The following is a 23,334-nucleotide window of genomic DNA, read 5'->3' as shown; positions in this document are numbered from 1 at the left end:
GCCCGATCTCACGGCGCGCGCGGCCCCCACATCACCCGCGCGCGCCACTTTCACCTCTCGACCTCAGACCGGAGTGAGCCATGAGCCAGCGCTATGAGCCGCGTAACGGGTTTTCGCGGGCGATCCACAACCTCGAGGAGACGCTGATCGCGTTGATCCTCGGCGTCATGACGGTGATCACCTTCGTCAATGTCGTACTGCGCTACGTCTTCAACTCCTCGCTGATCTGGGGGCTGGAAACGACGCTGATCCTGTTTGCCTGGCTGGTACTTCTGGGCATGAGCTACGCGGTGAAAGTGACCGCGCATCTGGGCGTCGATGCAATTATCAACATGCTGCGCCCCGGACCGCGCAAGGCCATGAGCCTCGTCGCGGCGGGCCTGTGCATTCTCTACGCGGTCCTGCTGCTGAAAGGGGCTTGGGATTACTGGGCGCCGTTCGCCGGGTTCGAGCAGACCTCGGGGCGCTGGTTCCCGACCGGCTTCCAGGAGACGCGCGACCGCGCCTTCTACGAGACCGACCAGGTACCGATCGCGGATTGGCTCGCCGTCTGGCTCGGCGACCGGTTCAACATGGGCGAGGCCTATGACAAGTTGCCGCGTTTCATCCCCTATCTGATCCTGCCGATCGGCGTGACGCTTTTGCTGATCCGCTTCGTACAGGCGGCGATCGGGGTCGCCACGGGCACGCGTGCGGCGCTGATCGTGAGCCACGAAGCCGAAGACCAAGTGGCCGACGTGGCCCATTTCAACAAGGGTGACTGAGGCATGGATATTCTGTTCCTTTTCGTGATGGTGATCGGCTTCATGCTGATCGGCGTGCCGATCGCGGTCTCTCTTGGCCTGGCCTCGACGCTGTTCCTGCTGATCTTTTCGGACGCCTCGCTCGCCTCCATCGCGCAGTCGCTCTACGACGCGATGGACAACCACGCGACGCTGCTGGCGATCCCGTTCTTCATCCTCGCCTCGAGCTTCATGTCGACCGGGGGTGTGGCGCAACGGATCATCCGCTTCGCCATCGCCGTGGTAGGGCACCTGCCGGGCGGACTGGCCATCGCGGGCGTATTCGCCTGTATGCTGTTCGCGGCGCTCTCGGGCTCGTCGCCTGCAACCGTGGTCGCCATCGGCTCCATCGTCATCGCGGCGATGCGTCAGGTGGGCTACTCCAAGGATTTCGCCGCTGGCGTTATTTGTAACGCCGGCACGCTCGGCATCCTGATACCGCCGTCGATCGTGATGGTCGTCTATGCTTCGGCGACCGACGTGTCGGTGGGCCGGATGTTCCTTGCGGGCGTCATTCCGGGCCTTCTTGCGGGCGTGATGCTGATGGCCACGATCCTGTTCTTCGCGATCAAGCGCAACCTGCCGAAAGGCGAGTGGCAAGGCTGGGGCGAGGTCGGCGCGAGCTTCGTCGACGCGTTCTGGGGCCTGATGCTGATCGCGATCATCATGGTGGGCCTCTACGGTATCCCCGGCATCACGGGTGGTATCTTCACCCCCACCGAGGCCGCTGCCGTCGCCGCCGTCTATGCGTGGTTCGTCGCGAACTTCATCTATCGCGACATGGGCCCGCTCGACGAGGGCGAGCGAAAAACCTCACTTCTGAAGAAGCCGCAGGCACTGATCACCGCCATTTGGCACAAGGGCACGCGCGATACGCTGTTCGAAGCGGGCAAGCTGACGATCACACTGATGTTCATCATCGCCAACGCGCTGATCCTCAAGCACGTCCTGACCGACGAGCAAATTCCGCAGAAGATCACCGAGGCGCTCCTCGGCGCAGGTCTCGGCAAGATCATGTTCCTCGTGATCGTCAACGTCATCCTGCTGATCGGCGGGCAGTTCATGGAGCCTTCAGGCCTCATCCTGATCGTCGCCCCGCTGGTCTTCCCGATCGCGATGGAGCTGGGCGTCGATCCGATCCATCTCGGCATCATCATGGTTGTGAACATGGAGATTGGGATGATCACGCCGCCGGTGGGTCTGAACCTTTTCGTAACCTCAGGCGTGGCAGGAATGCCGATCATGCGGGTCGTGAAGGCGGCCGCGCCCTTCCTCGCCGTGCTCTTCGTCTTCCTGATCCTGGTCACCTACGTGCCGTTCCTGTCGACATGGCTGCCGACGATGGCGATGGGACCGGAGACGGTCGTGAAATAACCCGAGCGGGGCAGGGGCTGCTTCCGGCCCGATGTCCCGCCATTCCAACTAGGCGCGCCCGTGGCATCCCCACGCGGCGCGCTTTTCTGTGGGGTCGGTCTAGGGTGCTCTGCCCCCGCGCTGCGCGCGCGCCCCGGGATATTTCCGCCAGGGCGAGAAAACTGGATATTCTTTCGGCTTGGCGCAAATATCCCGGGGTGAATTCGCGAATGCGAAGAGGGGCAGCGCCCCTGCTGCCCGCTCGGAAATGGCACCGGCGCAAAATAAAAGGGCGACCCGATCGGCCGCCCCTCCTGCTCTGGCTATCGCCTGATTTTATTTCTGTTCCGAACCCGTCGGAGCCGCAGCGGCTGCAGCAGCCTCGGAGGCCGGCGGCGCGAGCTTCGGCGTGCCCTGACCGGTCTGCAGCGGGTCGTCCTGACGCTGCACCGAGCCTTCGAAATGCGCGCCGCTCTCGATCGCGATGGTTTTGTGAATGATGTCGCCTTCGACGCGTGCGGTCGAGGTCAGGCGCACCTTCAGGCCGCGCACACGGCCCACGACGCGGCCATTGACCACGACGTCGTCTGCCATGATCTCACCCTTGATCGTGGCGCTTTCGCCGACGGTCAGCAGGTGGGCGCGGATGTCGCCTTCGACGGTGCCTTCGATCTGAATGTCGCCGGTCGTCTTGACGTTGCCGGTGATGGTCAGGTCCGAGGAGAGAACCGAGGGCGCGGGCTTGGAGCGCGGCGCGGAGCTCGGCGTGTAGTCGCTCGAGCTGGACGTGGGGCGGCTCGGAGCGGTCGCGCTTTCAGCGGATTTGGGCTTGTCGCCGTCGGCCTTGGGGCCCGGTTCATGGATTTTCGATTTAGAAAACATTCTTACCAGCCTTGATGAAGGTCATCGGGTTAATTGGCTTGCCTCCGAGCCGGACCTCGTAGTGCAGATGCGGTCCCGTGGAGTGTCCGGTATTGCCCATATCAGCAATCCACTCGCCTTGCGACACCTTTTGCCCGACTTTCACGTGGAATTTGTTCAGGTGACCGTAGCGGGTGGTGATGCCGAAGTCGTGGCGGATCTTGATGATGTTGCCGTAGCCGCGCTCGTGCTCGGCCGCGATCACGACGCCATCGGCGGGCGCGTAGACCTTGGTGCCGATCGGAGCCGCCATATCGACGCCCTCATGCATCCGGCCCCAGCGCCAACCGAAGGGCGAGGAGAACCGGAAATGCGCCTTCACGGGCATCGAGAGCGGCAGCTTGTCGACGGCGATGCGATACATGTTCATCTCGTCGAGCTTGCGCAGGATGTTCTCGGCGCGGGCGGTGTCGCCGTCGAGATCGGCTGTGCCCTTGGTCGAGAGCGAGATCGGCGAGAGCGGCCCGCCGGTGCCCGAATAGCCGCGCTTGATCTCCTTGAGGACGTGATCGGGGTCCATGCCGGCCTGCTTGAACACCTTGTCGAGCGGCTCCATCGAGATTTTCACGGCGCCTTCGAGCGTGGTGAAGATCTCGTCGTTGCGCTGTTCGAGAAGCCGCTTCTGCAGCGCGATCTTGTCCATCTGCAGCTGCGCGGACTTGGCGTCGGCATTCGCTGTGTCGCGTTCCTTGGCTGTCTCTCCGAGTGCGCTGGTCAGCATGTCGACCGTTTTCGCCATGTCCTCCGCGCGGGCTGCCGGGGTGGGGCCGGCACCGGGGCCTTTGCCCTCGGCCTTGGCGAGTGCGAGGCGGGCGTTGTCGCGCTCTTCCATGGTGCGGCGCAGGGTCGCCTGAATCACACCGATCCCGGTTTCCAGCTCGCGCTTGCGCTCTTCCGAGGCGAGCAGCGTGGATTGCATCTTCGAGACCTGCTCGAGGGCGGTCTGGAAGCGGTCTTGAGCGGCGAGAGCCTCGGCCGCGCGGGCGTCGCGCTCTTGCGAGAGCGCGTCGAGGCGTCGCTCGAAAGCGATTTTCGCAACCTTGTCGTTCTGCGCGGCCCCGCCAGAGGAAATCCCGTCGATGAAGAGCATCGAGGTCGCGACCATCGACCACACGAATACGCCAGCGCCAATCGCCAAGACGCTCGCCTGCGTGAGGGGGCGCAGTCGGACGAACCGCGTGGCGCTGTCTGATTTCAGAAACAGCCGCTGTTCGGGCAGGATGCGCTCGAGACGGGTGTTCAGGCGGTCGAGAATGCGTCTAGGCAAGCCGGTCGGTCCTGTGTTTGTTTCGGATCAAGGGCGACCACGAAGGGGCCGCGCGTCGCTCGCGGCGGTGCACCCGTCCTGCTTGTGGATAAGTCCTCCGCCCTTGGCCAAAGGGATTACCAAGGGGGGCAGGTCCGGGCAACCTCTTTCCCGGGCACATTCGGTCACGGTTCCCTCGCGCGCGCGGTATGAGCGGTTTCTTGCCCAAAAGACGGGGTTTTCCGGCGGTTTAGGTCCTGCAGGTCATGCGGGCGTCACGTTGGTGTGATCCGCGCTTGCCGCTGGCGGTCGCCGTGCGACGGGCGCCGCGTCGCGAGGGTGGACGCCCGGGAAAGTCCCTTTTCGGGGTTTCGCTCAGCAGAGCTCTCGGACGGCGCCGAGCACCTCTTCTGCGTGGCCTTTGACCTTCACCTTCGGCCAGACCTTCGCCACCTTGCCGTCTGCGTCGATCAGGAAGGTCGCGCGAACGATGCCCCAGAAGGTCTTGCCATACATCGATTTTTCGGCCCAGACACCGTAAGCTTCGCAGGTTTCCGCATCATCGTCGGAGGCCAGATATATGCCCAGGTCATGCTTGGCGCAGAAATTCTCGTGCTTCTTCAGGCTGTCCTTGGAGATGCCGACAACGACCGCGCCTGCGGCGGCGAAATCCGGGGCGAGCCGGGTGAAATCGAGCGCCTCGGTGGTGCAGCCGGGCGTGTTGTCCTTGGGGTAGAAATACAGCACGACCGGACGGCCGGCGAAGGCCGACAGCGTCAGGTTGCCCTCCTCCGTGATCGGATTTCCGAGTGTTTCGAAGCTTTTGCCACCCGTGGCGGGCAGAGTGAAGTCCGGCGCTTTTTCGCCTGTCTCGATCATTGGGGAACCTCCTTGCAAGTTCGGGGCTTACTTTCCACGCCCGCTTGCGCGAGACTTAACCACGAGGCAGGAGACCCGGGCAAGACCGCGCGCGGTGGGCCCGGCAGATGAGACGGGGTCGGCACGCGCCGCTTCCGAGGGAGAAACGGCCCCGAGCCAACGGGCGCAAGACGAACGGTATGGAGAGAGAGCGTCCCGATAGCCGCGAAACGTCTGGCACGCCCGATAGGGCGGGCAAAGCGTCGAAGGGCGATGCCGAGACCGTCGCCACCGGGGCGGAAACGTCGGCAGGTCGCGGCCGCAGGGCGCGCACCGGGCTCTTGCTGGTTCTCAGCTTCCTGTTTCTCGGAATCGTGGCCGCCGGGGCCTTTCTCGTCATCACGCATCGCGCGGTCGCCGTACCGCAATGGGTTGTTTCCCGCATCGAGACACGCGCCAATGACGCGTTGCAGGGGCAGATGCGGGTTCGGCTATCCGGCGGGATCGATCTCTATATCGATGACGGGATCCGGCCCCGGATCCGGCTGAACACGGTGCGGCTCGAGCGGCCTTCGGGCCTGCCGATCGCGGTGTTGCCCGAGCTGCGCATGACGCTCTGGGCGGAGCCGCTGCTGCGCGGGCGGGTGGAGCCGCGTTCGTTCCGGCTGCGCGGAGCGAGCCTTTCGCTGCATCGCCTGCCCGATGGCAAGCTCGATCTCGATTTCGGCGGCGGCAATCGCTTCGCCAATATCGACCTGAACAATGCCTCCGATCTCATTGAGACCTTTGAAAAAACGCTCGAGGTTCCAGCGCTGTCCAAGCTGCAGCAGATCAGCGCCGAAGACTTGCAACTCCGGCTGATGGACGAGCGTCTCGACCGGCTCTGGAAGGTCAGCGACGGCAGGTTCAAACTGACGCAGAGCGATAGCGAAATCTCTGTCGCGCTTGGCTTCGATCTGGGTAGTGGTCGGGCGAAGCCGGCGCAGGTCGCGCTGTCGATGACCACGCAGAAGGCCAGCCGCGAAGCGAGTTTCGGGGCTGCCGTGACCGCGCTTCCGGCGCGCGATCTCGCGGTGCAGGCGCCGGCGCTCGCGGCGCTCGGCGTGCTCGATGCGCCGATCTCGGGGGCGCTGCGCTCCGGGCTGAACGACAAGGGCGAACTGACCGGGATGAACGCGATGCTCGAGATCGGGCGCGGTGCGATCCGGCCCAACGAGGGCGTGAAGCCGATCCCGATCGAGAACGGCAAGCTCTATCTCAGCTATGACCCGAAGCGGCAGCGCGTCGAGGTCTCGACGCTTTCGCTCAACAGCAGGGCATTGCGGCTGCGGGCGGCAGGCCACACCTATCTGCGCGATCTCGAGGGCGGCGTGCCGAAGGAGATCCTCGGCCAGATCGCGATTTCCGATCTGCAGCTCGACCCGGCGGGTCTGTTCGAGAGTCCCGTGCAATTCGCGCAAGGCGCGGTCGACTTCCGGCTCAACCTCGATCCGTTTCGCGTCGATATCGGGCAGCTGGAGCTGAACGATCAGGGCGACACAACGATTTCGGCGCGCGGCAAGGTTAGCGCCGAGAAGGACGGTTGGAAGGTCGCGCTCGATGCCGGGATCGACCAGATCGACCAGACCAAGCTGCTCGCGCTCTGGCCGCCGGCGGTGGTGCCGAAGACCCGCGAATGGCTCGAGAAGAACGTGACCACCGGCCAACTGCGTAATGCCCGCGTCGCGCTGCGGCTGGTGCCGGGGGCGCAGCCGAAACTGGCGCTTGGCTACGAGTTCCGCGGCGCGGATGTGCGGATCATCAACACCTTGCCGCCCGTTCAGCAGGGCCGAGGCTTCGCCACGATCATCGACACGCGTCAGGCGCTCAAGGTCGAGGAGGGGCATGTGACCGCGCCGTCGGGCGGCCGGATCGAGGTGACGGGCTCGTCGCTCATCGTGCCCGATATCCGCATCAAACCAGCCCCGGCGGAGGTCACGCTGATGACCCGCTCGCCGATCCCGGCGGCGCTGTCGCTGCTCGATCAGCCGCCTTTCGAGTTTCTCAGCAAGGCAGGCATGAGCACCGATATCGCGCAGGGTTGGGCCGAGGCGCGTTCGGTAATCCGGCTACCGCTTAAACCCAAGGTGCCGCAGGACGAGATCGGTTTCGATGTCACCGCCCGGCTGACCGAGGTGAAGACCGACACGCTGGTGCCCAACCGGACGCTGCGGGCCGATTTGCTGACGCTGAAGGCCGATCCCAAGGGGATGACGATTTCCGGCGAGGGGACACTGTCCGGTGTCGGGTTCGATGCAGCCTGGACGCAGAAATTCGGGCCGGAGCACAAGGGCCGCTCGGAGGTTGCGGGCACGGTCGATGTAAGCGCTGACGGGCTGGATCGTCTTGGGATTGCCTTGCCGAACGGTATGGTGGGCGGCGCGGGCAAAGGCCGTATCGCGCTCGATCTGCGCAAGGATCAGCCGACCGCCTTCACCTTCACCAGTGCGCTGCAGGGGGTGCGGTTGTCGATCCCGGAAATCGGGTGGAGCAAACCTGCGGGCAGCGCGGGCGATCTGAAGATTTCCGGCACGCTCGGCGCGCCACCCGATATCGACAGCTTGTCGCTGAGCGCGGCGGGGCTGAAGGCGCAGGGCGGGATCACGCTGAACAAGGGCGGCGGGCTGAACCGGGCGCGGTTCTCGAGCCTCAGCGTCGGCAACTGGTTCGATGGTAGCGTCGATCTGATAGGCCAGGGCAAGGCGCGCCCGCCGAAGGTGAATGTCACCTCCGGCGATCTGAACCTCGCACAGGCGGATCTGGGCGGCAGCGGCGGGGCCGGCGCAGGCGGTGGGGGCAGCACGTCGATTAATGCAGCCCTCGACCGGGTGCAGATAACGGACGGCATCGCGCTCACCGGGTTTCGCGGCGATTTCAGTACGCGGGGCGGTCTGTCGGGCCGGTTCCAGGGACAGTTGAACGGCAGCGCGCCGATCGACGGCACGGTGATCCCCGCCGCGGGCGGGCGCGTCGCAGTCCGGGCACAAACGCAAGATGCGGGACAGGCGCTGGCGGCAACCGGAATATTCACCAAGGCGCGCGGCGGGCAGGGCACGCTGGTGCTGACGCCGGTTGGGCAGAAAAGCTATGACGGCAAGCTCACCGTCGCGAACCTGCGGGTGAAGGACGCGCCGGTTCTGGCCTCGCTGCTGTCGGCGGCCTCGGGCGTGGGGCTGCTGGAACAGCTGAGCGGCGAGGGCATCCTGTTCAGTTCCGTCGATGGCGCCTTCCGCTTGACGCCCAACGGGGTGAGTGTCACACGGGGCGCCGCCGTAGGGGCCTCCATGGGGGTGACGATGACGGGCAACTACTACCCGCAATCGAAGACGCTGAACATGAAGGGCGTGATCTCGCCTTTCTATCTCGTGAACGGGATCGGTCAGGTCATCTCGAAGGCGGGGGAAGGGCTCTTCGGCTTCAACTATTCTCTGCGCGGAAGCGCCGACGCGCCGAAGGTCTCGATCAACCCGCTGTCGGTGCTGGCGCCCGGCGGATTGCGTGAGTTGTTCCGGGCGGCGCCGCCCAAGGTGCTGAGCGAATAAGGCTGAAGATGAAGCTAGACGATTTTGATTTCGAGCTCCCCGAGGGGCTGATTGCGACGCGACCTGCGCGCCCGCGCGATGCGGCACGATTGTTGTTAGCCGAAGGTGATACAATTCATGATCGCCACGTGCATGATCTGGTCGACATCTTCCGCCCCGGCGACCGGCTGGTGCTCAACAATACCAAGGTGATCCCGGCGCGGCTGGCGGGCACACGGACCCGGCAGAGCGCACAGGGCGAGGTGGTCGCGAAGGTCGAGGTGACGCTTCTGGAGCCCGCACCGGGCGGCGAATGGTCCGCGCTGGCGAAGCCTTTGCGCAAGGTGAAGGAGGGCGAGGAGATCGTCTTCTCCGACGCGCTTTCGGCCAAGGTCGAGGCGATCGAGGACGGCCAGCTGCGGCTCAGCTTCAATCTCACGGGCGAGGATTTCGACGCGGCTCTGGCCGAGGCCGGAGCGATGCCGCTGCCGCCCTATATCGCGGCGCTGCGCGCCCCCGATGACGAGGACAAGCGCGACTATCAGACCGTCTTCGCCCGCCATTCCGGCGCGGTCGCGGCGCCCACGGCCAGCCTTCATTTCACCCGCGAGTTGCTGGAGGCGCTGGCCGCCAAGGGTGTGGAGTTCACCGAAGTGACGCTGCATGTCGGCGCGGGCACCTTCCTGCCGGTGAAGGTCGAGGACGTCACCACGCACAAGATGCATTCCGAATGGGGCGAGGTGAGCGAGCAGGCAGCGGCCGAGATCAACGCGACCAAGGCCGCAGGCGGCCGCGTCATTCCCGTCGGCACCACCGCGCTGCGCCTGATCGAGAGCGCCGCACGCGCCGAGGGCGGCGCGAAAGGCCATATCGTGCCCTTCCGCGATGCCACCGACATCTTCATCTATCCCGGCTTCGAGTTTCGCATCACCGACGCGCTGATGACGAATTTCCACCTGCCGAAATCGACGCTGCTGATGCTCGTCTCGGCCTTGATGGGGCAAGATCGCATACGCAAAATTTACGATCATGCGGTTAAGACGGGCTACCGTTTCTTCTCTTACGGCGATGCGTCGCTTCTAATTCCCTAGAGTCGCTTTCAGGGCTTGGAAATGTTGTCGCCGCGGACTAGATGCCGCGGGACGACGCAATCCAATTCAGGCCCCCGGGAGACCGATATGCTGTTAGTGCTGCGCCAGACATGGCCGCTTTTGCTGGGCATCATGCTCTTGATGGTCGGCAACGGGATGCAGGGCACGCTGCTCGGTATCCGCGGCAAGATCGAGGGCATCAACACCTTCTACATGTCGCTGGTGATGTCGGCCTACTTCGCGGGCTTCCTGTTCGGGTCGCGCATGGTGCCCGAGATGATCGCGCGCGTCGGTCACGTCCGCGTCTTCGCGGCGCTCGGCTCGCTGATCTCGGCGGTGCTGATCCTCTACGCGGCATTCCCGAACTGGCCTGCCTGGGTCGCTATGCGCGTGCTGATCGGCTTCTCCTTCTCGGGCGTGTATATCACGGCGGAAAGCTGGCTGAACGCGGGCTCGACCAACGAGACGCGCGGCCAGGCGCTGTCGCTCTACATGATCATGCAGATGTTCGGCATCGTCACGGCGCAGGCGCTGCTGAACGTGGGCGATCCGGCGGGGTATCTCCTCTTCGTGATCCCCTCGGTTCTGGTGTCGCTGTCCTTCACGCCGATTCTGCTCGCAGCCTCGCCCGCGCCCAGCTTCGAGACGATCCAGCGCATGACCTTCAAGCGGCTCTGGGAAGCCTCGCCGCTGGGCATGGTGGGGCTCTTCCTGCTGGGTGGAATCATCTCGGCGATGTTCGGCATGGCCTCGGTCTGGGGTACCGCCGAAGGGCTCGACGTGAAGCAGATTTCGGCCTTCGTGGCGGCGATCTACGTTGGCGGCCTCGTGCTGCAATATCCGATCGGCTGGGCTTCGGACCGAATGGACCGGCGCCGCGTGATCATGGGGGCGGCACTCGCGGGCGCGGTGGTGACGTTCACGATCTTCGCGCTCAACCCACCCTTCTGGGTGCTGCTGATCGGTGCGACGCTGATCGGCGGTGTGGCCAATCCGCTCTATTCGCTCTTGATCGCCTATACCAACGACTATCTCGATTCCTCCGACATGGCGGCCGCCTCTGCGGGGCTGATGTTCGTAAACGGGCTTGGCGCGGTGGCGGGACCGCTGGTGACGGGCTGGCTGATGAGCGTCATGGGTCCGGGCGGGTTCTTCCTCTATATCGGTGTGCTCTGCGCCGCGATCGCTGGCTATGCAGTGTGGCGGATGACGCGCCGCGAAGCGCCTTCGGTGGACGAGACCGGCTCCTACACGCTGCTCTCGCCGACGGCGACCGCGGTGGCGGTCGAGGCGCGTCTGGAAGTCGCGCAGGAGGAGGCCGAAGCGGCCAGCGAAGAGGAAGCCGAGACCGAGGCCGCGAAGAACGAGGATGCCGCCGCCTGATGCAAGGCCCTTTGCCTGCCTCTGCGCTTGCCCTACCATGATTTGATGACAGCGGGGCAGGCACGGCAGGGGAGGGCCGTCACCATGGATCGCATCAACGAGATTATACGCTTCTGGCGTATCGAGGTCGGCGAGAAATACTGGTACCAGTCGAGCGAGCAGATCGACGCCGCGATCCGGCGTCGTTACGCGCCGCTCTGGCAGGTAGGCGCGCAAGGCGCGCTGACCGAATGGGAGCGCAACGCGCAGGGCGCGCTGGCGCTTCTGCTGCTACTCGACCAGTTCCCGCGCAACATGTTCCGAGACGATCCGCGCGCCTTCCAGACCGACCCGATGGCACGGCGCCATGCCGATCGCGCCATCGCCGAAGGGTTCGACCTGCAGATCGGGCCGCCGCTGCAGCAATTCTTCTACCTTCCTTTCATGCATTCCGAAGAGCTTGCCGATCAGGACCGGGCGGTGACCCTGTTCTCCGAACGCTGGCGCTCTGAAGATAACCTGCGCCACGCGCTCGCACATCGTTCAGTGATCGAACGGTTCGGGCGCTTCCCTTGGCGCAATTCCGCGCTAGATCGCGAGACAACGCCCGAGGAACAGGCATTCATGGAGCAGGGCGGCTACCGCAAGGCGCTTGCGGATGCGGATGAGTTGAAGCTGTCCGCAAAATAGTTTAATGCCAAACCAGTTTCTGACCGGAGGGAAGACATGGCATCGAAAACCTACGACATGATCGTGATCGGGGCAGGGCCGGGGGGCTATGTCAGCGCCATCCGGGGCGCACAGCTGGGCCTCAAGGTCGCGATCGTGGAGCGCGAGCATCTGGGCGGCATCTGCCTGAACTGGGGCTGTATTCCCACGAAGGCGCTTCTGCGCTCGGCCGAGGTGTTCCACCTGATGGAGCGCGCGAAGGATTTCGGCCTCAGCGCCGAGAAGTTCGGCTACGATCTCGACGCGGTGGTGAAACGCTCGCGCGGGGTGGCCAAGCAGCTCGCTTCGGGCGTCGGCCACTTGCTCAAGAAGAACAAGGTCGATGTCGTGATGGGCACCGCGAAACTTGCCGGCAAGGGCAAGGTTTCGGTGAAAACCGACAAGGGTAGCGAAGAGTTGACCGCCAAGAACATCGTGCTGGCGACTGGCGCGCGGGCGCGCAACCTGCCGGGGCTCGAGGCCGACGGCAAACGCGTCTGGTCCTACAAGCACGCGCTCAATCCGCCGCATGAGCCGAAGAAATTGCTGGTCATCGGCTCGGGCGCGATCGGTATCGAATTCGCCAGCTTCTTCAATACGCTCGGCGCCGAGACGACGGTCGTCGAGGTGATGGATCGCGTGCTGCCCGTCGAGGACGAGGAAATCTCGAAATTCGCCAAGAAGCAGTTCGAGAAACAGGGCATGACGATCCGCGAGAAGACCACGGTAACCAAGCTCGACCGCAAGGCCGACAAGGTGATCGCCACGCTCGACAAGGGCGGCAAGACCGAGACGCTGGAAGTCGACACTGTGATCTCCGCGGTCGGCATCGTCGGCAATGTCGAGGATCTGGGCCTTGAAGAGGCGGGCGTGAAGGTCGACCGCACCCATGTCGTGACCGATGAATACTGCCGCACCGGCGTCGACGGACTCTATGCAATCGGCGATATCGCGGGCGCACCGTGGCTCGCGCACAAGGCGAGCCATGAGGGCGTGATGGTGGCCGAGCTGATCGCGGGCAAGCACGCCCATCCGGTCAAGCCGGGCTCGATCGCGGGCTGCACCTATTGCCAGCCTCAGGTCGCCTCGGTCGGCATGACGGAAGCGAAGGCGAAAGAGGCGGGCTACGACATCAAGGTTGGCCGCTTCCCCTTCATCGGCAACGGCAAGGCGATCGCCTTGGGCGAGAGCGAAGGACTGGTGAAGACCGTGTTTGACGCGAAGACCGGCGAATTGCTGGGCGCGCATATGGTCGGCGCGGAAGTGACCGAACTGATCCAGGGCTATGTCGTGGGGCGCCAGCTGGAGACCACCGAGGAAGACCTGATGAACACCGTCTTCCCGCACCCGACCCTGTCGGAGATGATGCACGAGTCGGTGCTCGACGCTTACGGGCGCGCGATCCACTTCTGATCGGATGTGCCGGGAAGTGCGAAAGGCCGGGGGAGACCCCGGCCTTTTTGTTTTGGTGGTAAGGGACGCGCCCGAGCCTCGGGTGGGCGCTGCGCGTCGCCTGTGGCCGGGCGGTTTATCCTGCAAGTCCGCAAGTCGGATGCGCCTGCGCTGACATCGTCAATGCGCCCTCCCGGGGGGAGGGTCGGGCGCGGCCCGGGGCTGGTCGCCCCGTGCTGGTCATGACCAAGGTCCGTTCTTGCCTTTCCGGCGCACCTTCGGCATCGAGCGCGCACCGCTCCAATCGCCCGTAGCCGGCGCGGGGGCCGCGCGTTCCCGACGCGCACCCGCACCGCCCGCCATCTGCCGCAGCGCTGCAACGCGGTTCTCGGTAGAGGGGTGGGTGGCGAACAGGTTATCCGCGCCGTGCCCGCTCAGCGGGTTGATGATGAACATATGCGCGGTCGCAGGATTGCGCTCGGCGGCGACATTCTCGACCCGGCGCGCGCCAGCCTCGATCCGCTGCAGCGCCGAGGCCAGCCAGAGAGGGTTGCCGCAGATCGCAGCCCCTTCCTTGTCGGCCGCATATTCGCGGGTGCGCGAGATTGCCATCTGCACCAGCGCCGCCGCCATCGGGGCGAGGAACATCATCGCCAGCGTGCCCATGATCCCCATCCGCTCGCGCGAGCCGCCGAAGAACAGGGCGAAATTTGCCAGCATCGAAATCGCACCGGCGAAGCTCGCCGTCACGGTCATGATCGCGGTGTCGCGGTGTTTGATATGGGCCAACTCGTGAGCGATCACGCCAGACAACTCCTCGCGCGACAGGCTCTGCATCAGTCCGGCGGTTACCGCGACGGCGGCGTTCTCGGGGTTGCGGCCAGTTGCGAAGGCATTGGGCTGCGGCGTGTCGATCAGGTAAACGGCGGGCATCGGCAGGTCGGCATTCTTGGCCAGTTGCCCGACCAGCGCGTTCAGCCCCGCGCGGTCGCCCGGCGCCACCAGATGCGCGTTATGCATCCGCAGCACCATTTTATCCGAATTCCACCACGAATAGACATTCATCCCGGCGGCGAAGATCAGCGCGATCACCATGCCGGTCGCACCACCCATGAGGTAGCCCAGCCCCATGAACAGCGCCGTCATCGCCGCCATCAGCATCGCAGTCTTGGCATAACCCATTGTCGGTCTCACCCTTTGATCGTTACGCATCCGATATAGGCACGCGCCACGCCCACGCAATTCCATCGGCTGCGCAAAACAAAAGGGGTCCCGGCGGGACCCCTTCAAAATCATGCGACACAGTGCGCGATCAGCGCTCGATTTCGCCGCCGCCTGCGTGCCAGTCGCCCAGACCGCCGATATTGTAGACTTCGGCGTAGCCCATCTGGACCAGCATCTGGGCCGCACCTGCCGAGCGCCCGCCCGAGGCGCAATAGAGCGCGACCGGCTTCGCGGGGTCGAGGTCGGGATGCTTCTCCGGGCTCGACGGGTCGGCCTTCATGCGGATCGTCGCGAGCGGGATATGAAGCGCGCCCTTGGCCTTGCCCGAGCTTTTCACTTCCATGCCCTCACGCACGTCGACCACGGTGAGCTCACCGGCTTTCGCCTTGGCGACGGCGTCCTGCGGGGCAATGCGCTCGACCCGGTTGCCACCGGAAGGGCGAAGAAAATTCAGCATGTCGTTACCTCTTGCATTCGCGTGACCCGCAGGCCCGTTTCCCGGTTCATGTGGCAAATACCGGACCGCTTTCAAGAGTGATAGCGCGAAACCCGTCGAAAATACATTCAAGAAATGGAATTTAATGCCTAATTGCCGCAATTTTGATCGGGCTGCGAGGCGTGCAAGCGGCGCGACGGATACGCGCGACATTGCCGCCATGCAGAAAGTTCACATTTCGTTCGCAGATTTGGATTGGAGACTCGCGGGGAAACACCTATCTAGGGCTGGTGATAAAGGGGGCGTGGATGGCTGAACTGAAGTTCATCGAAGTGCGCGGCGCGCGCGAGCACAATCTCAAGGGCGTGGATGTCGATATTCCGCGCGACCAGTTCGTGGTGATCACGGGGCTGTCGGGCTCCGGGAAATCCTCGCTGGCCTTCGACACGATCTATGCCGAAGGGCAGCGCCGCTATGTCGAAAGTCTGAGCGCCTATGCGCGCCAGTTCCTCGACATGATGGGCAAACCCGACGTCGATCACATCTCGGGTCTGTCGCCTGCGATCTCGATCGAGCAGAAGACGACTTCGAAGAACCCGCGCTCCACCGTCGGCACCGTGACCGAAATCTACGACTACCTGCGTCTGCTCTACGCCCGCGCGGGCACGCCCTATTCGCCCGCCACCGGCGAGCCGATCGAGGCGCAGCAAGTGCAGGATATGGTCGATATCGTGATGCAGATGGAGGAGGGCACGCGCGGCTATCTGCTCGCCCCGATCGTGCGCGACCGCAAAGGCGAATATCGCAAGGAATTCATCGAGCTGCGCAAGCAAGGTTTCCAGCGCGTGAAGGTGAATGGCGAGTTCTACGAGCTTGAAGAACCGCCGACGCTCGACAAGAAATTCCGCCACAACATCGACGTGGTCGTGGACCGCGTCGTCGTGCGCGAGGGGATGGAGACGCGGCTGGCCGACAGTTTCCGCACCGCGCTCGACCTCGCCGACGGCATCGCGATCTTCGAGAGCGCGCCGCGCGAAGGCGAGGGGGAGCCCGAACGCACGACCTTCTCGGAAAACTTCGCCTGTCCGGTGTCGGGCTTCACGATCCCCGAGATCGAACCGCGCCTGTTCTCGTTCAACGCGCCGTTCGGGGCCTGTCCGGTCTGTGACGGCCTCGGCGTCGAACTGTTCTTCGACGAGCGCCTGATGGTGCCCGACGTGACGCTCTCGGTGCAGGGCGGGGCGCTGGCGCCCTGGGCGCGGACGAAATCGCCCTATTATACCCAGACGATCGAGGCGCTGTCGAAACATTACGGCTTCGATCCGAAAAAGCCGTGGAAGGATCTGCCGGAAAACGTGCAGGAGCTGTTCCTGCGCGGCTCGGGCGATGAAGAGATCAAGTTCCGCTTCGACGAGGGCGGCCGCGTCTACGAGGTCAGCCGCACCTTCGAGGGGATCATCCCGAACATGGAGCGCCGCTACCGCGAGACCGACTCTGCCTGGTCGCGCGAGGAGATGGAGCGCTATCAGAACAACCGTCCCTGCCACGCCTGCGGCGGCTACCGCCTGCGGCCCGAAGCGCTCGCCGTGAAGATCGGCGGCAAGCATGTGGGCCACGTGGTCGAGATGTCGATCAAGGAGGCCCATGAGTGGGTCGCCACCGTGCCGGGCAGCCTCTCGCACCAGAAGAACGAAATCGCGACGGCGATCCTCAAGGAAATCCGTGAACGCCTCGGCTTCCTCGTGAATGTGGGTCTCGATTACCTGACCATGAGCCGCGCGGCGGGCACTCTGTCGGGCGGCGAGAGCCAGCGGATCCGGCTGGCCTCGCAGATCGGTTCGGGCCTGACGGGCGTGCTCTACGTGCTCGACGAGCCGTCGATCGGCCTGCACCAGCGCGACAACGACCGCCTCCTCCAGACGCTGAAAAACCTGCGCGATCAGGGCAATACGGTGATCGTGGTGGAGCATGACGAGGATGCGATCCGCCATGCCGATTACGTCTTCGATATCGGCCCGGGCGCCGGCGTGCATGGCGGTCAGGTCGTTTCGCGCGGCACGCCCGAAGAGATCGCCGCCGATCCGGCGTCGCTGACCGGGCAATACCTGTCCGGCACGCGCGAGATCGCGGTCCCGGCCGAGCGGCGCAAGGGCAACAAGAAGAAGCTCAAGGTCGTGGGTGCGACCGGCAACAACCTCAAGAACGTCACGGCCGAGTTCCCGCTCGGCAAGTTCGTTTGCGTGACCGGCGTTTCGGGCGGGGGCAAGTCCACGCTCACCATCGAGACCCTGTTCAAGACCGCCTCGATGCGGCTCAATGGTGCGCGTCAGACGCCGGCGCCCTGCGATACGATCAAGGGGTTGGAGCATCTCGACAAGGTCATCGACATCGACCAGCGCCCGATCGGGCGCACGCCGCGCTCGAACCCGGCGACCTATACCGGCGCCTTCACCCCGATCCGCGACTGGTTCGCCGGTCTGCCGGAGGCGAAGGCGCGCGGCTACAAGCCGGGGCGGTTCTCCTTCAACGTGAAGGGCGGGCGCTGCGAGGCCTGCCAGGGCGACGGCGTGATCAAGATCGAGATGCACTTCCTGCCCGACGTCTATGTCGAATGCGAGACCTGCAAGGGCAAGCGCTACAACCGCGAGACGCTGGAGATCCAGTATAAGGGCAAGTCCATCGCGGATGTGCTCGATATGACGGTCGAGGACGCGCAGGAGTTCTTCAAGGCGGTGCCTTCGATCCGCGAGAAGATGGACGCGCTGATGGAGGTGGGCCTTGGCTATATCAAGGTCGGCCAGCAGGCAACGACGCTGTCAGGCGGCGAGGCGCAGCGGGTAAAGCTGTCCAAGGAACTGTCGAAACGCGCCACAGGTCGCACTTTGTACATTCTCGACGAGCCGACGACCGGTCTGCACTTCGAAGATGTTCGAAAACTGCTGGAGGTGCTGCACAGCCTCGTGGAGCAGGGCAACACCGTCGTGGTGATCGAGCACAATCTCGACGTCATCAAGACGGCCGATCATATCATCGATATCGGCCCCGAGGGCGGCGATGGCGGCGGCGAGATCGTGGCGGTCGGTACGCCGGAAGAAGTGGCCACCAACCCGCGCAGCCATACCGGCCATTACCTTGCGCAGATGCTGGGAGTGAAGGTCGCGGCGGAGTGATCCGCCGCGCTCTGGTCGCGGGCGCGCGGGCTCAGCGCCGTGCGGTGCGGCCGATGACTTCCATGACCTTGTGGTCTTCCGCGCCGACTTTGTAGATCACGCCGCGCACGTTGTAGTAGCGCCAAGCGCCGGTCACGATCGGCAGATCGTAGCGGCGCAGGTTCAGGATCATCGAGTGCTGATAGACTGGAAACACATCGCCGACGCTGAACTCGGGCTCCATCTGACCCTGCAGTACCCAGCGTGACGTGCCATTCGTCGTGGCGACCTTGCAGAACGTGTCGCCCGTCGTGAGCGTCTTGCACTCCGGCGCGGCCTTTGCGGAAGCTTTGGCTTCCTGCGCTGCGGGGCTACCCATGTCGATCTTTCCACCGCGCATTACCTGAACCCCTTGCGCCGATCCTTCGGCAGAGGCGAGGGCGGGCAGGGCGCAGGTCAGCGCAATCAGGGCGAGTGGGCGCATCACGATCCTCATCTTGAAAGCCTATCCACGCGCGTGTCATCGGGCAACGAAATTGAGAATCGATACATCTTTCTGTCCTCCAACCTTTCGAGGACAATAAAAAACGGGCGGAGTGGTTCCGCCCGTTTTTCAATTTCCGTCCGGACTGTGGCTCAGAAGCCGACGATGTCCGTGGCCTTGCCGACCTGGGCGAGCACTTCGCCGCTCTCGGGGCTGACTTCGTAGATGTAGCCGAACGAGCGCCAGTAGGTCGCGTCAGCCTTCAGGCCGAACGCGGCGGGCTGGCGGAGGCGAACGTGGTTCTCGGTGATCTGCTGGCCAACTTGCCAAAGCAGGTCGTTGCGAACCGAGGGCTTCTGGTCATGCGACTGGTTCGCGACCGAGACGCTTGCTGCCATTTTCGAACCTGCGGCGCTCATCGGACCATCTGCGAGAGCTGCCATCGGGGTAAAAGCTGCGCCGATCACCGCGATCAGCGCGACACGGGGGAGATAAGTCATGCGCGTTTTCCTTTCGTCGTGAGGGACCAAATGCCGCATTGCGGCGAAAAGGTCCATTGCAGATTCCGCATTGCCGCCATGCGTAGAAGCGAAAGCTGTTGCGCGCTGTAAGTTGCTGTTATTGCTTAATAAAAAATTACGATATTTCCGTGTCAAATCACAAAGGCCTCCACTTTACGTGAAGGCCTCGTGTTCAGATGCGGCGCTATGTCGCGGTTGACGCTGCGTCTGCGAAGTCAGTAGCCGAGGATCGAACGCGCGAGTCCGATCAGAGCGAGCACTTCGCCGGTCTGGCGGTCGACCTGATAGACGTAGCCGTTGGAGCGCCAATAGGTGCGATTGTCGTTCAGGCCGTAGCGGTTCGGGTCGCGGATCAGGACGTAGTCGCCGGTGATCCGGTCACCGCGGCGCCAACGGCGCTCCGCGTCCCGCCATTCGTCGTCGCGCTCGTCGTCGTGGCGATAGCTTTTCTTGGCGAGACCGGGCGGACGGCAGCCATTGTTCTTCTTGGCCAGTCCGGGCGGGCAGCCCCTGTAATCGCGCTCTGCGTGGCCGCGGTCGTTCTTCCATTTGCCGTGGCCATGGCCGTCAGCAAGGGCGGACCCGGGCAGAAGGCTCGCCCCGAGGGCAGCGGCAAGGGTAAGCTGGGTCAGGTGTTTCATGTGACCTCTCCTTTCCTGACGCGCCTCATGCGCGTGTTGGGATATAAATGAACGTAGCTGGCCAGCCGTTCCATCGCGGAATCGGGCTTTGTCCACGCGCAACCCTCTCACAAGCAAGACCCCGCCGAAGACGCGCGGTCATTCGGCGGGGTCCGGCTCGCCCTCGGGGCGAAATCAGGCTTCTGGGGTTACTTCTTACAGGTATTGACGCCGAGCATCGAGTAGAGCGGGCAGGTGCCCAGCAACCCGGTCCCGAGCGGAATCAGCCCCACCCAGAAAAGCCAGCGATAGGGGCCGGGCGGGGTCATGAAGAAGGCGATGATCAGGGCCAGCCCGACCACGATGCGCAGAGTGCGGTCGATGCCGCCGACATTGTTCTTGAACATTCAAAGCCCTTTCCGTGGCGCAGCTTCCTTGCAACTTGATACTGTTACGCGAACTCAGGCGGCAAGGATTAACTGCGGGAGGCGCGATGACGCGCCTCCGCTCGGAATTCAGGTGCGGCTGCGCTTTTCGAAACGCGGCAGCATGGCCGAGAAGTCACGGCCCTTGCCGCCTTCGGTTTCCACGAAGGCCGAATAGAGCGCGGCGGCCAGCTTGCCCATCGGCGTGTCGGCATCGGCGCTCTCGGCGGCCTGCTGGCTCAGCCGCAGGTCCTTGAGCATCAGCTCGGCGGCGAAGCCCGGCTTGTAATCGTTGTCGGCGGGCGATTGCGGGCCGACGCCCGGCGCCGGGCAATAGGTGTTCATCGACCAGCTCTGACCCGAGGAGGTCGAGACCACGTCGAACATCTTCTCGCGGTCGAGGCCCAGCTTGTCGGCCAACGCGAAGGCTTCGCACGTCGCGATCATCGTCACGCCGAGGATCATGTTGTTGCAGATCTTGGCCGCCTGACCCGCGCCCGCTTCGCCGCAATGCACGGCCTTCTGGCCCATCACGTCGAAGAGGGGCTTCACGATCTCGAAGCTTTTCGCGTCACCACCCACCATGAAGGTCAGCGTGCCGTTGGTCGCGCCGCCCACGCCACCGGAGACAGGCGCGTCGAGCGAACCGAGGCCGCGCTCTGCCGCCATCGCCGCGACCGCTTTCGCGCTGTCGACATCGACGGTCGAGCAATCGCACAGCACCGCATCTTCCTGCATCGCCGGGATCACTTCCTTCGCGACGTCGCGCAGGATCTGGCCGTTGGGGAGCATGGTGATGACGACCTCGGCCTCCTGCGCCGCCGCCGCTGCGGTCGTCGCCCGACCCACGCCCTCGGGCGGCGGGGCGGTGAGGTCGAAGCCGATCACTTTGTGACCCGCGGCGACCAGATTGGCCGCCATGGGCCCACCCATGTTTCCAAGCCCGATGAATGCGATTTTCATGTCGTCTCCTCCCAGATGGCCCATTCGGGGCCGAGCGGCTCCAGCATCTGCGCGACCGCCTCTTCCGGCAGCGCATCCAGAGCATATTTCCATTGCGGATTGCGATCCTTGTCTATGATCTGCGCCCGCACGCCCTCAAGAAAATCACCTAGCTCCGCCGCACGCCAGGTAAAGCGGAACTCATGGGTGAGGGCGGCGCGGATCGTGTTCTCGGCGCGGGTCATGCGGATCAGGCGCAGCGTCGCCTCCATCGACAGCGCGGAGTTGCGCAGCACCGTCTTGTAGGTCTTCTCGGCGAACTCGCTGCCCGAAGTCTCGAGCTTGGCGACGATCGCGCTGAGGTTCTCGGCCCAGAAGATGCGGTCGATCTCGGGGCGCAGGCCCTCGAGCTTGCCGGGTTCGGGCGGGGTGCGCGGATGGGGCAGGGTGTCGATATTGCCGGTCTCGATGAGCCGGGTCTTCAACTCCTCCCAATCGGCCTCGGGCACGAACATATCGGCGAACCCGGCATAGAGCGCGTCGGTTGCGTTCATTCGCGCCCCCGTGAGGCCGAGATATTCGCCCACGTGGCCCGGCGCGCGCGCCAGCAAGAGCGTGCCGCCCACGTCCGGGATCAGCCCGATCCCGCTTTCCGGCATCGCGACCTGCGTGCTTTCGCCCACGATCCGGTGGCTGGCATGGCCGCCGACGCCGACGCCGCCGCCCATCACGAAGCCCTGCATGAAGGCGACGATGGGCTTGGGATATTCCGCGATCTTTGCGTTCATCCGGTATTCGTCGCGCCAGAAGTCGCGTCCCGGTGCATAATCGCCAGCGATCCCGGCCCGGTACACGGCGGCGATGTCGCCGCCCGAGCAGAAGGCGCGATCACCCGCTGCGTCGATCACGACAAGATCGACCTCCGGGTCGTCGCGCCATGCGTCGAGCGCCGCCTCGATCGCCATGGCCATCTCGTGATCGAGCGCGTTGAGCGCCTTGGGTCGATTGAAGGTCAGCCGTCCGGCGTGGCCTTCCTTTCTCGCGATCATCGTTTCTTCGGTCATCCACGCTCCGCCAGCATCGCGCGGCTGACGATCAGCCGCATGATTTCATTCGTGCCTTCAAGGATCTGGTGCACGCGCAGGTCGCGCACGATCTTCTCGATCCCGTAATCGGCAAGATAGCCGTAACCACCATGCAATTGCAGGCATTGGTTTGCCACATCGAATGAGGCATCCGTCACATAGAGTTTAGCCATGGCGCAGAACTTCGTCGCATCATGGGTCTTGTTGTCGAGCTTCCATGCCGCCTGACGCAGGAAGGTGCGCGCGGATTCCAGCTTCACCTCCATATCGGCGAGGCGGAATTGCAGCGCCTGGAACTGGTCGAGCGATTTACCGAAGGCCTTTCGCTCGCCCATATAGGCCAGCGTCTTGTTGAGCGCGGCCTGCGCGCCGCCCAGGGCGGAGGCCGCGATATTCAGACGCCCGCCATCGAGACCCGCCATCGCATAAGTAAAGCCTTTGCCCTCTTCGCCCAGCAAGTTCTCCGCCGGAATGTGGCAATCGTCGAATTGCACCTGCGCGGTCGGCTGGGCTTTCCAGCCCATCTTGCGCTCGAGCCCGCCGAAGCTGAGCCCCTTTGCACCGTCCTCGACCACGACCGTCGAGATGCCCTTGGGCCCCGGATCGCCGGTGCGGACCATGGTCACATAGACATCCGAATAGCCGCCGCCCGAGATGAACGCCTTGGTGCCGTTCAGGATCCAGCCCTCGTTCGAGCGCTCGGCCTTGGTCCGCAGCGCCGCGGCGTCCGAGCCCGAACCCGGCTCGGTCAGGCAGTAGGAGAAGACCTTTTTCATGCTGACCAGATCGGGCAGCCAGCGCGCCTTGTCCTCGTCCGAGCCGAACTTGTCGATCATGCCGCCGCACATGTTGTGAATCGACAGGAACGAGCCCACGGCGGGGCAGGACATTGCGAGCGCCTCGAAGACGAGCGTGGCATCGAGGCGCGACAGGCCCGATCCGCCATAGTCTTCGGAGACGTAGATGCCGCCCAGACCCAGCTCGGCCACTTTCGGCCAGAGCTCTTTCGGGATCGTGCCAGCCTCTTCCCACGCGTCCGCATGGGGGGCGATCTCGTCCTGCCCGAAGGCATAAGCCATGTCGAAAATGGCCTGCTGTTCCTCGCTGAGCGCGTAATCCATGAAACTCCTCCCCGAGCTCACTTTCGGCAAAGGCTCGACCTCAACCGGATGAAT

Annotated in this window: 20 protein-coding genes; 8 read left to right on the top strand and 12 right to left on the bottom strand. The window is 64.2% G+C overall.

What is annotated here, in order from left to right:
- Positions 1-80 precede the first annotated feature (80 nt).
- Positions 81-764 carry a TRAP transporter small permease gene (locus B6V72_RS12090; protein WP_075774583.1) on the top strand — a complete coding sequence of 228 codons (684 nt, stop codon included), beginning with the start codon at positions 81-83 and terminating at the stop codon, positions 762-764.
- 3 nt (positions 765-767) lie between these two features.
- Complete coding sequence (locus B6V72_RS12085) at positions 768-2,156, top strand: TRAP transporter large permease (protein WP_088735679.1); 1,389 nt, start codon at positions 768-770, stop codon at positions 2,154-2,156.
- 315 nt (positions 2,157-2,471) lie between these two features.
- Here B6V72_RS12085 and B6V72_RS12080 read toward each other — a convergent pair whose 3' ends face one another.
- The 3 genes from B6V72_RS12080 to B6V72_RS12070 form a co-directional block, all read right to left on the bottom strand.
- Positions 2,472-3,017, bottom strand: coding sequence for a polymer-forming cytoskeletal protein (locus B6V72_RS12080; protein WP_075774585.1), 546 nt, complete (start codon positions 3,015-3,017; stop codon positions 2,472-2,474).
- A complete protein-coding gene (locus tag B6V72_RS12075) occupies positions 3,007-4,323 on the bottom strand; it encodes a M23 family metallopeptidase (protein WP_088735678.1) in 1,317 nt (438 codons plus the stop codon). Before B6V72_RS12075 ends, B6V72_RS12080 begins: the two co-directional genes overlap by 11 nt.
- A 354-nt stretch (positions 4,324-4,677) precedes the next feature.
- A complete protein-coding gene (locus B6V72_RS12070) occupies positions 4,678-5,181 on the bottom strand; it encodes a peroxiredoxin (RefSeq protein ID WP_088735677.1) in 504 nt (167 codons plus the stop codon).
- A gap of 179 nt (positions 5,182-5,360) precedes the next feature.
- On the opposite strand from B6V72_RS12070, the gene B6V72_RS12065 reads away from it, so the two are divergent.
- The 5 genes from B6V72_RS12065 (at position 5,361) to lpdA (ending at position 13,294) form a co-directional block, all read left to right on the top strand.
- The gene (locus tag B6V72_RS12065; RefSeq protein WP_168173046.1) at positions 5,361-8,741 is read left to right on the top strand and encodes an AsmA-like C-terminal region-containing protein; all 3,381 of its coding nucleotides are present in this window, start codon (positions 5,361-5,363) and stop codon (positions 8,739-8,741) included.
- Between the two features lie 8 nt (positions 8,742-8,749).
- Complete coding sequence (gene queA / locus B6V72_RS12060) at positions 8,750-9,811, top strand: tRNA preQ1(34) S-adenosylmethionine ribosyltransferase-isomerase QueA (RefSeq protein WP_088735675.1); 1,062 nt, start codon at positions 8,750-8,752, stop codon at positions 9,809-9,811.
- 87 nt (positions 9,812-9,898) lie between these two features.
- Positions 9,899-11,194 (top strand): MFS transporter, encoded by a 1,296-nt coding sequence (locus B6V72_RS12055; RefSeq protein WP_075774589.1) that lies wholly within the window; start codon positions 9,899-9,901, stop codon positions 11,192-11,194.
- A gap of 84 nt (positions 11,195-11,278) precedes the next feature.
- On the top strand, positions 11,279-11,863 hold the full coding sequence (locus B6V72_RS12050; RefSeq protein ID WP_075774590.1) for a DUF924 family protein: 585 nt from the start codon (positions 11,279-11,281) through the stop codon (positions 11,861-11,863).
- Between the two features lie 36 nt (positions 11,864-11,899).
- Positions 11,900-13,294 carry a dihydrolipoyl dehydrogenase gene (gene lpdA, locus B6V72_RS12045; protein WP_088735674.1) on the top strand — a complete coding sequence of 465 codons (1,395 nt, stop codon included), beginning with the start codon at positions 11,900-11,902 and terminating at the stop codon, positions 13,292-13,294.
- Positions 13,295-13,513: 219 nt separating this feature from the next.
- Here lpdA and htpX read toward each other — a convergent pair whose 3' ends face one another.
- Both htpX and B6V72_RS12035 read right to left on the bottom strand, forming a co-directional pair.
- Positions 13,514-14,455 (bottom strand): zinc metalloprotease HtpX, encoded by a 942-nt coding sequence (gene htpX / locus B6V72_RS12040; RefSeq protein ID WP_088718832.1) that lies wholly within the window; start codon positions 14,453-14,455, stop codon positions 13,514-13,516.
- Positions 14,456-14,585: 130 nt separating this feature from the next.
- Entirely contained in the window at positions 14,586-14,954 is a 369-nt protein-coding gene (locus B6V72_RS12035) for a rhodanese-like domain-containing protein (RefSeq protein ID WP_075774593.1), read from the bottom strand.
- A gap of 287 nt (positions 14,955-15,241) precedes the next feature.
- Between B6V72_RS12035 and uvrA the strand changes: the two genes are divergently transcribed.
- Positions 15,242-18,103, top strand: a complete 2,862-nt coding sequence (gene uvrA, locus B6V72_RS12030) for an excinuclease ABC subunit UvrA (protein WP_088735673.1) — start codon at positions 15,242-15,244, stop codon at positions 18,101-18,103.
- 31 nt (positions 18,104-18,134) lie between these two features.
- On the opposite strand, the gene B6V72_RS12025 is transcribed toward uvrA, so the two are convergent.
- The 7 genes from B6V72_RS12025 to B6V72_RS11995 form a co-directional block, all read right to left on the bottom strand.
- Positions 18,135-18,566: a hypothetical protein gene (locus B6V72_RS12025; RefSeq protein ID WP_075774595.1), complete on the bottom strand. Its 432-nt coding sequence runs from the start codon at positions 18,564-18,566 to the stop codon at positions 18,135-18,137.
- 152 nt (positions 18,567-18,718) lie between these two features.
- Complete coding sequence (locus B6V72_RS12020) at positions 18,719-19,066, bottom strand: hypothetical protein (protein WP_075774596.1); 348 nt, start codon at positions 19,064-19,066, stop codon at positions 18,719-18,721.
- Positions 19,067-19,302: 236 nt separating this feature from the next.
- Positions 19,303-19,728 (bottom strand): excinuclease ABC subunit A, encoded by a 426-nt coding sequence (locus B6V72_RS12015; RefSeq protein ID WP_088735672.1) that lies wholly within the window; start codon positions 19,726-19,728, stop codon positions 19,303-19,305.
- Between the two features lie 188 nt (positions 19,729-19,916).
- Positions 19,917-20,114 (bottom strand): DUF2892 domain-containing protein, encoded by a 198-nt coding sequence (locus tag B6V72_RS12010; protein ID WP_075774598.1) that lies wholly within the window; start codon positions 20,112-20,114, stop codon positions 19,917-19,919.
- Positions 20,115-20,222: 108 nt separating this feature from the next.
- Positions 20,223-21,095 (bottom strand): 3-hydroxyisobutyrate dehydrogenase, encoded by an 873-nt coding sequence (mmsB, locus tag B6V72_RS12005; protein WP_075774599.1) that lies wholly within the window; start codon positions 21,093-21,095, stop codon positions 20,223-20,225.
- Complete coding sequence (locus tag B6V72_RS12000) at positions 21,092-22,138, bottom strand: enoyl-CoA hydratase/isomerase family protein (RefSeq protein WP_075774600.1); 1,047 nt, start codon at positions 22,136-22,138, stop codon at positions 21,092-21,094. The genes mmsB and B6V72_RS12000 overlap by 4 nt, the downstream gene beginning before the upstream one ends.
- On the bottom strand, positions 22,135-23,280 hold the full coding sequence (locus B6V72_RS11995) for an acyl-CoA dehydrogenase family protein (RefSeq protein ID WP_088721723.1): 1,146 nt from the start codon (positions 23,278-23,280) through the stop codon (positions 22,135-22,137). Before B6V72_RS11995 ends, B6V72_RS12000 begins: the two co-directional genes overlap by 4 nt.
- Between the last annotated feature and the right edge of the window lie 54 nt (positions 23,281-23,334).

Origin of the sequence: Thioclava sp. F34-6 (assembly GCF_002213235.1) — a bacterium.
GTDB classification, from domain to species: Bacteria; Pseudomonadota; Alphaproteobacteria; order Rhodobacterales; family Rhodobacteraceae; genus Thioclava; species Thioclava nitratireducens.
This window is presented reverse-complemented; position numbering and strand designations above follow the sequence as displayed.

What these genes read in the sequence shown, in the direction of transcription:
- B6V72_RS12090 (WP_075774583.1), top strand. Translation starts at nt 81, where the DNA reads ATGAGCCAGCGCTATGAGCCGCGTAACGGGTTTTCGCGGGCGATCCAC.
- B6V72_RS12085 (WP_088735679.1), top strand. Translation starts at nt 768, where the DNA reads ATGGATATTCTGTTCCTTTTCGTGATGGTGATCGGCTTCATGCTGATC.
- B6V72_RS12080 (WP_075774585.1), bottom strand. Translation starts at nt 3,017, where the DNA reads ATGTTTTCTAAATCGAAAATCCATGAACCGGGCCCCAAGGCCGACGGC.
- B6V72_RS12070 (WP_088735677.1), bottom strand. Translation starts at nt 5,181, where the DNA reads ATGATCGAGACAGGCGAAAAAGCGCCGGACTTCACTCTGCCCGCCACG.
- B6V72_RS12065 (WP_168173046.1), top strand. Translation starts at nt 5,361, where the DNA reads ATGGAGAGAGAGCGTCCCGATAGCCGCGAAACGTCTGGCACGCCCGAT.
- queA (WP_088735675.1), top strand. Translation starts at nt 8,750, where the DNA reads ATGAAGCTAGACGATTTTGATTTCGAGCTCCCCGAGGGGCTGATTGCG.
- B6V72_RS12055 (WP_075774589.1), top strand. Translation starts at nt 9,899, where the DNA reads ATGCTGTTAGTGCTGCGCCAGACATGGCCGCTTTTGCTGGGCATCATG.
- B6V72_RS12050 (WP_075774590.1), top strand. Translation starts at nt 11,279, where the DNA reads ATGGATCGCATCAACGAGATTATACGCTTCTGGCGTATCGAGGTCGGC.
- lpdA (WP_088735674.1), top strand. Translation starts at nt 11,900, where the DNA reads ATGGCATCGAAAACCTACGACATGATCGTGATCGGGGCAGGGCCGGGG.
- htpX (WP_088718832.1), bottom strand. Translation starts at nt 14,455, where the DNA reads ATGGGTTATGCCAAGACTGCGATGCTGATGGCGGCGATGACGGCGCTG.
- B6V72_RS12035 (WP_075774593.1), bottom strand. Translation starts at nt 14,954, where the DNA reads ATGCTGAATTTTCTTCGCCCTTCCGGTGGCAACCGGGTCGAGCGCATT.
- uvrA (WP_088735673.1), top strand. Translation starts at nt 15,242, where the DNA reads ATGGCTGAACTGAAGTTCATCGAAGTGCGCGGCGCGCGCGAGCACAAT.
- B6V72_RS12025 (WP_075774595.1), bottom strand. Translation starts at nt 18,566, where the DNA reads ATGCGCCCACTCGCCCTGATTGCGCTGACCTGCGCCCTGCCCGCCCTC.
- B6V72_RS12020 (WP_075774596.1), bottom strand. Translation starts at nt 19,066, where the DNA reads ATGACTTATCTCCCCCGTGTCGCGCTGATCGCGGTGATCGGCGCAGCT.
- B6V72_RS12015 (WP_088735672.1), bottom strand. Translation starts at nt 19,728, where the DNA reads ATGAAACACCTGACCCAGCTTACCCTTGCCGCTGCCCTCGGGGCGAGC.
- B6V72_RS12010 (WP_075774598.1), bottom strand. Translation starts at nt 20,114, where the DNA reads ATGTTCAAGAACAATGTCGGCGGCATCGACCGCACTCTGCGCATCGTG.
- mmsB (WP_075774599.1), bottom strand. Translation starts at nt 21,095, where the DNA reads ATGAAAATCGCATTCATCGGGCTTGGAAACATGGGTGGGCCCATGGCG.
- B6V72_RS12000 (WP_075774600.1), bottom strand. Translation starts at nt 22,138, where the DNA reads ATGACCGAAGAAACGATGATCGCGAGAAAGGAAGGCCACGCCGGACGG.
- B6V72_RS11995 (WP_088721723.1), bottom strand. Translation starts at nt 23,280, where the DNA reads ATGGATTACGCGCTCAGCGAGGAACAGCAGGCCATTTTCGACATGGCT.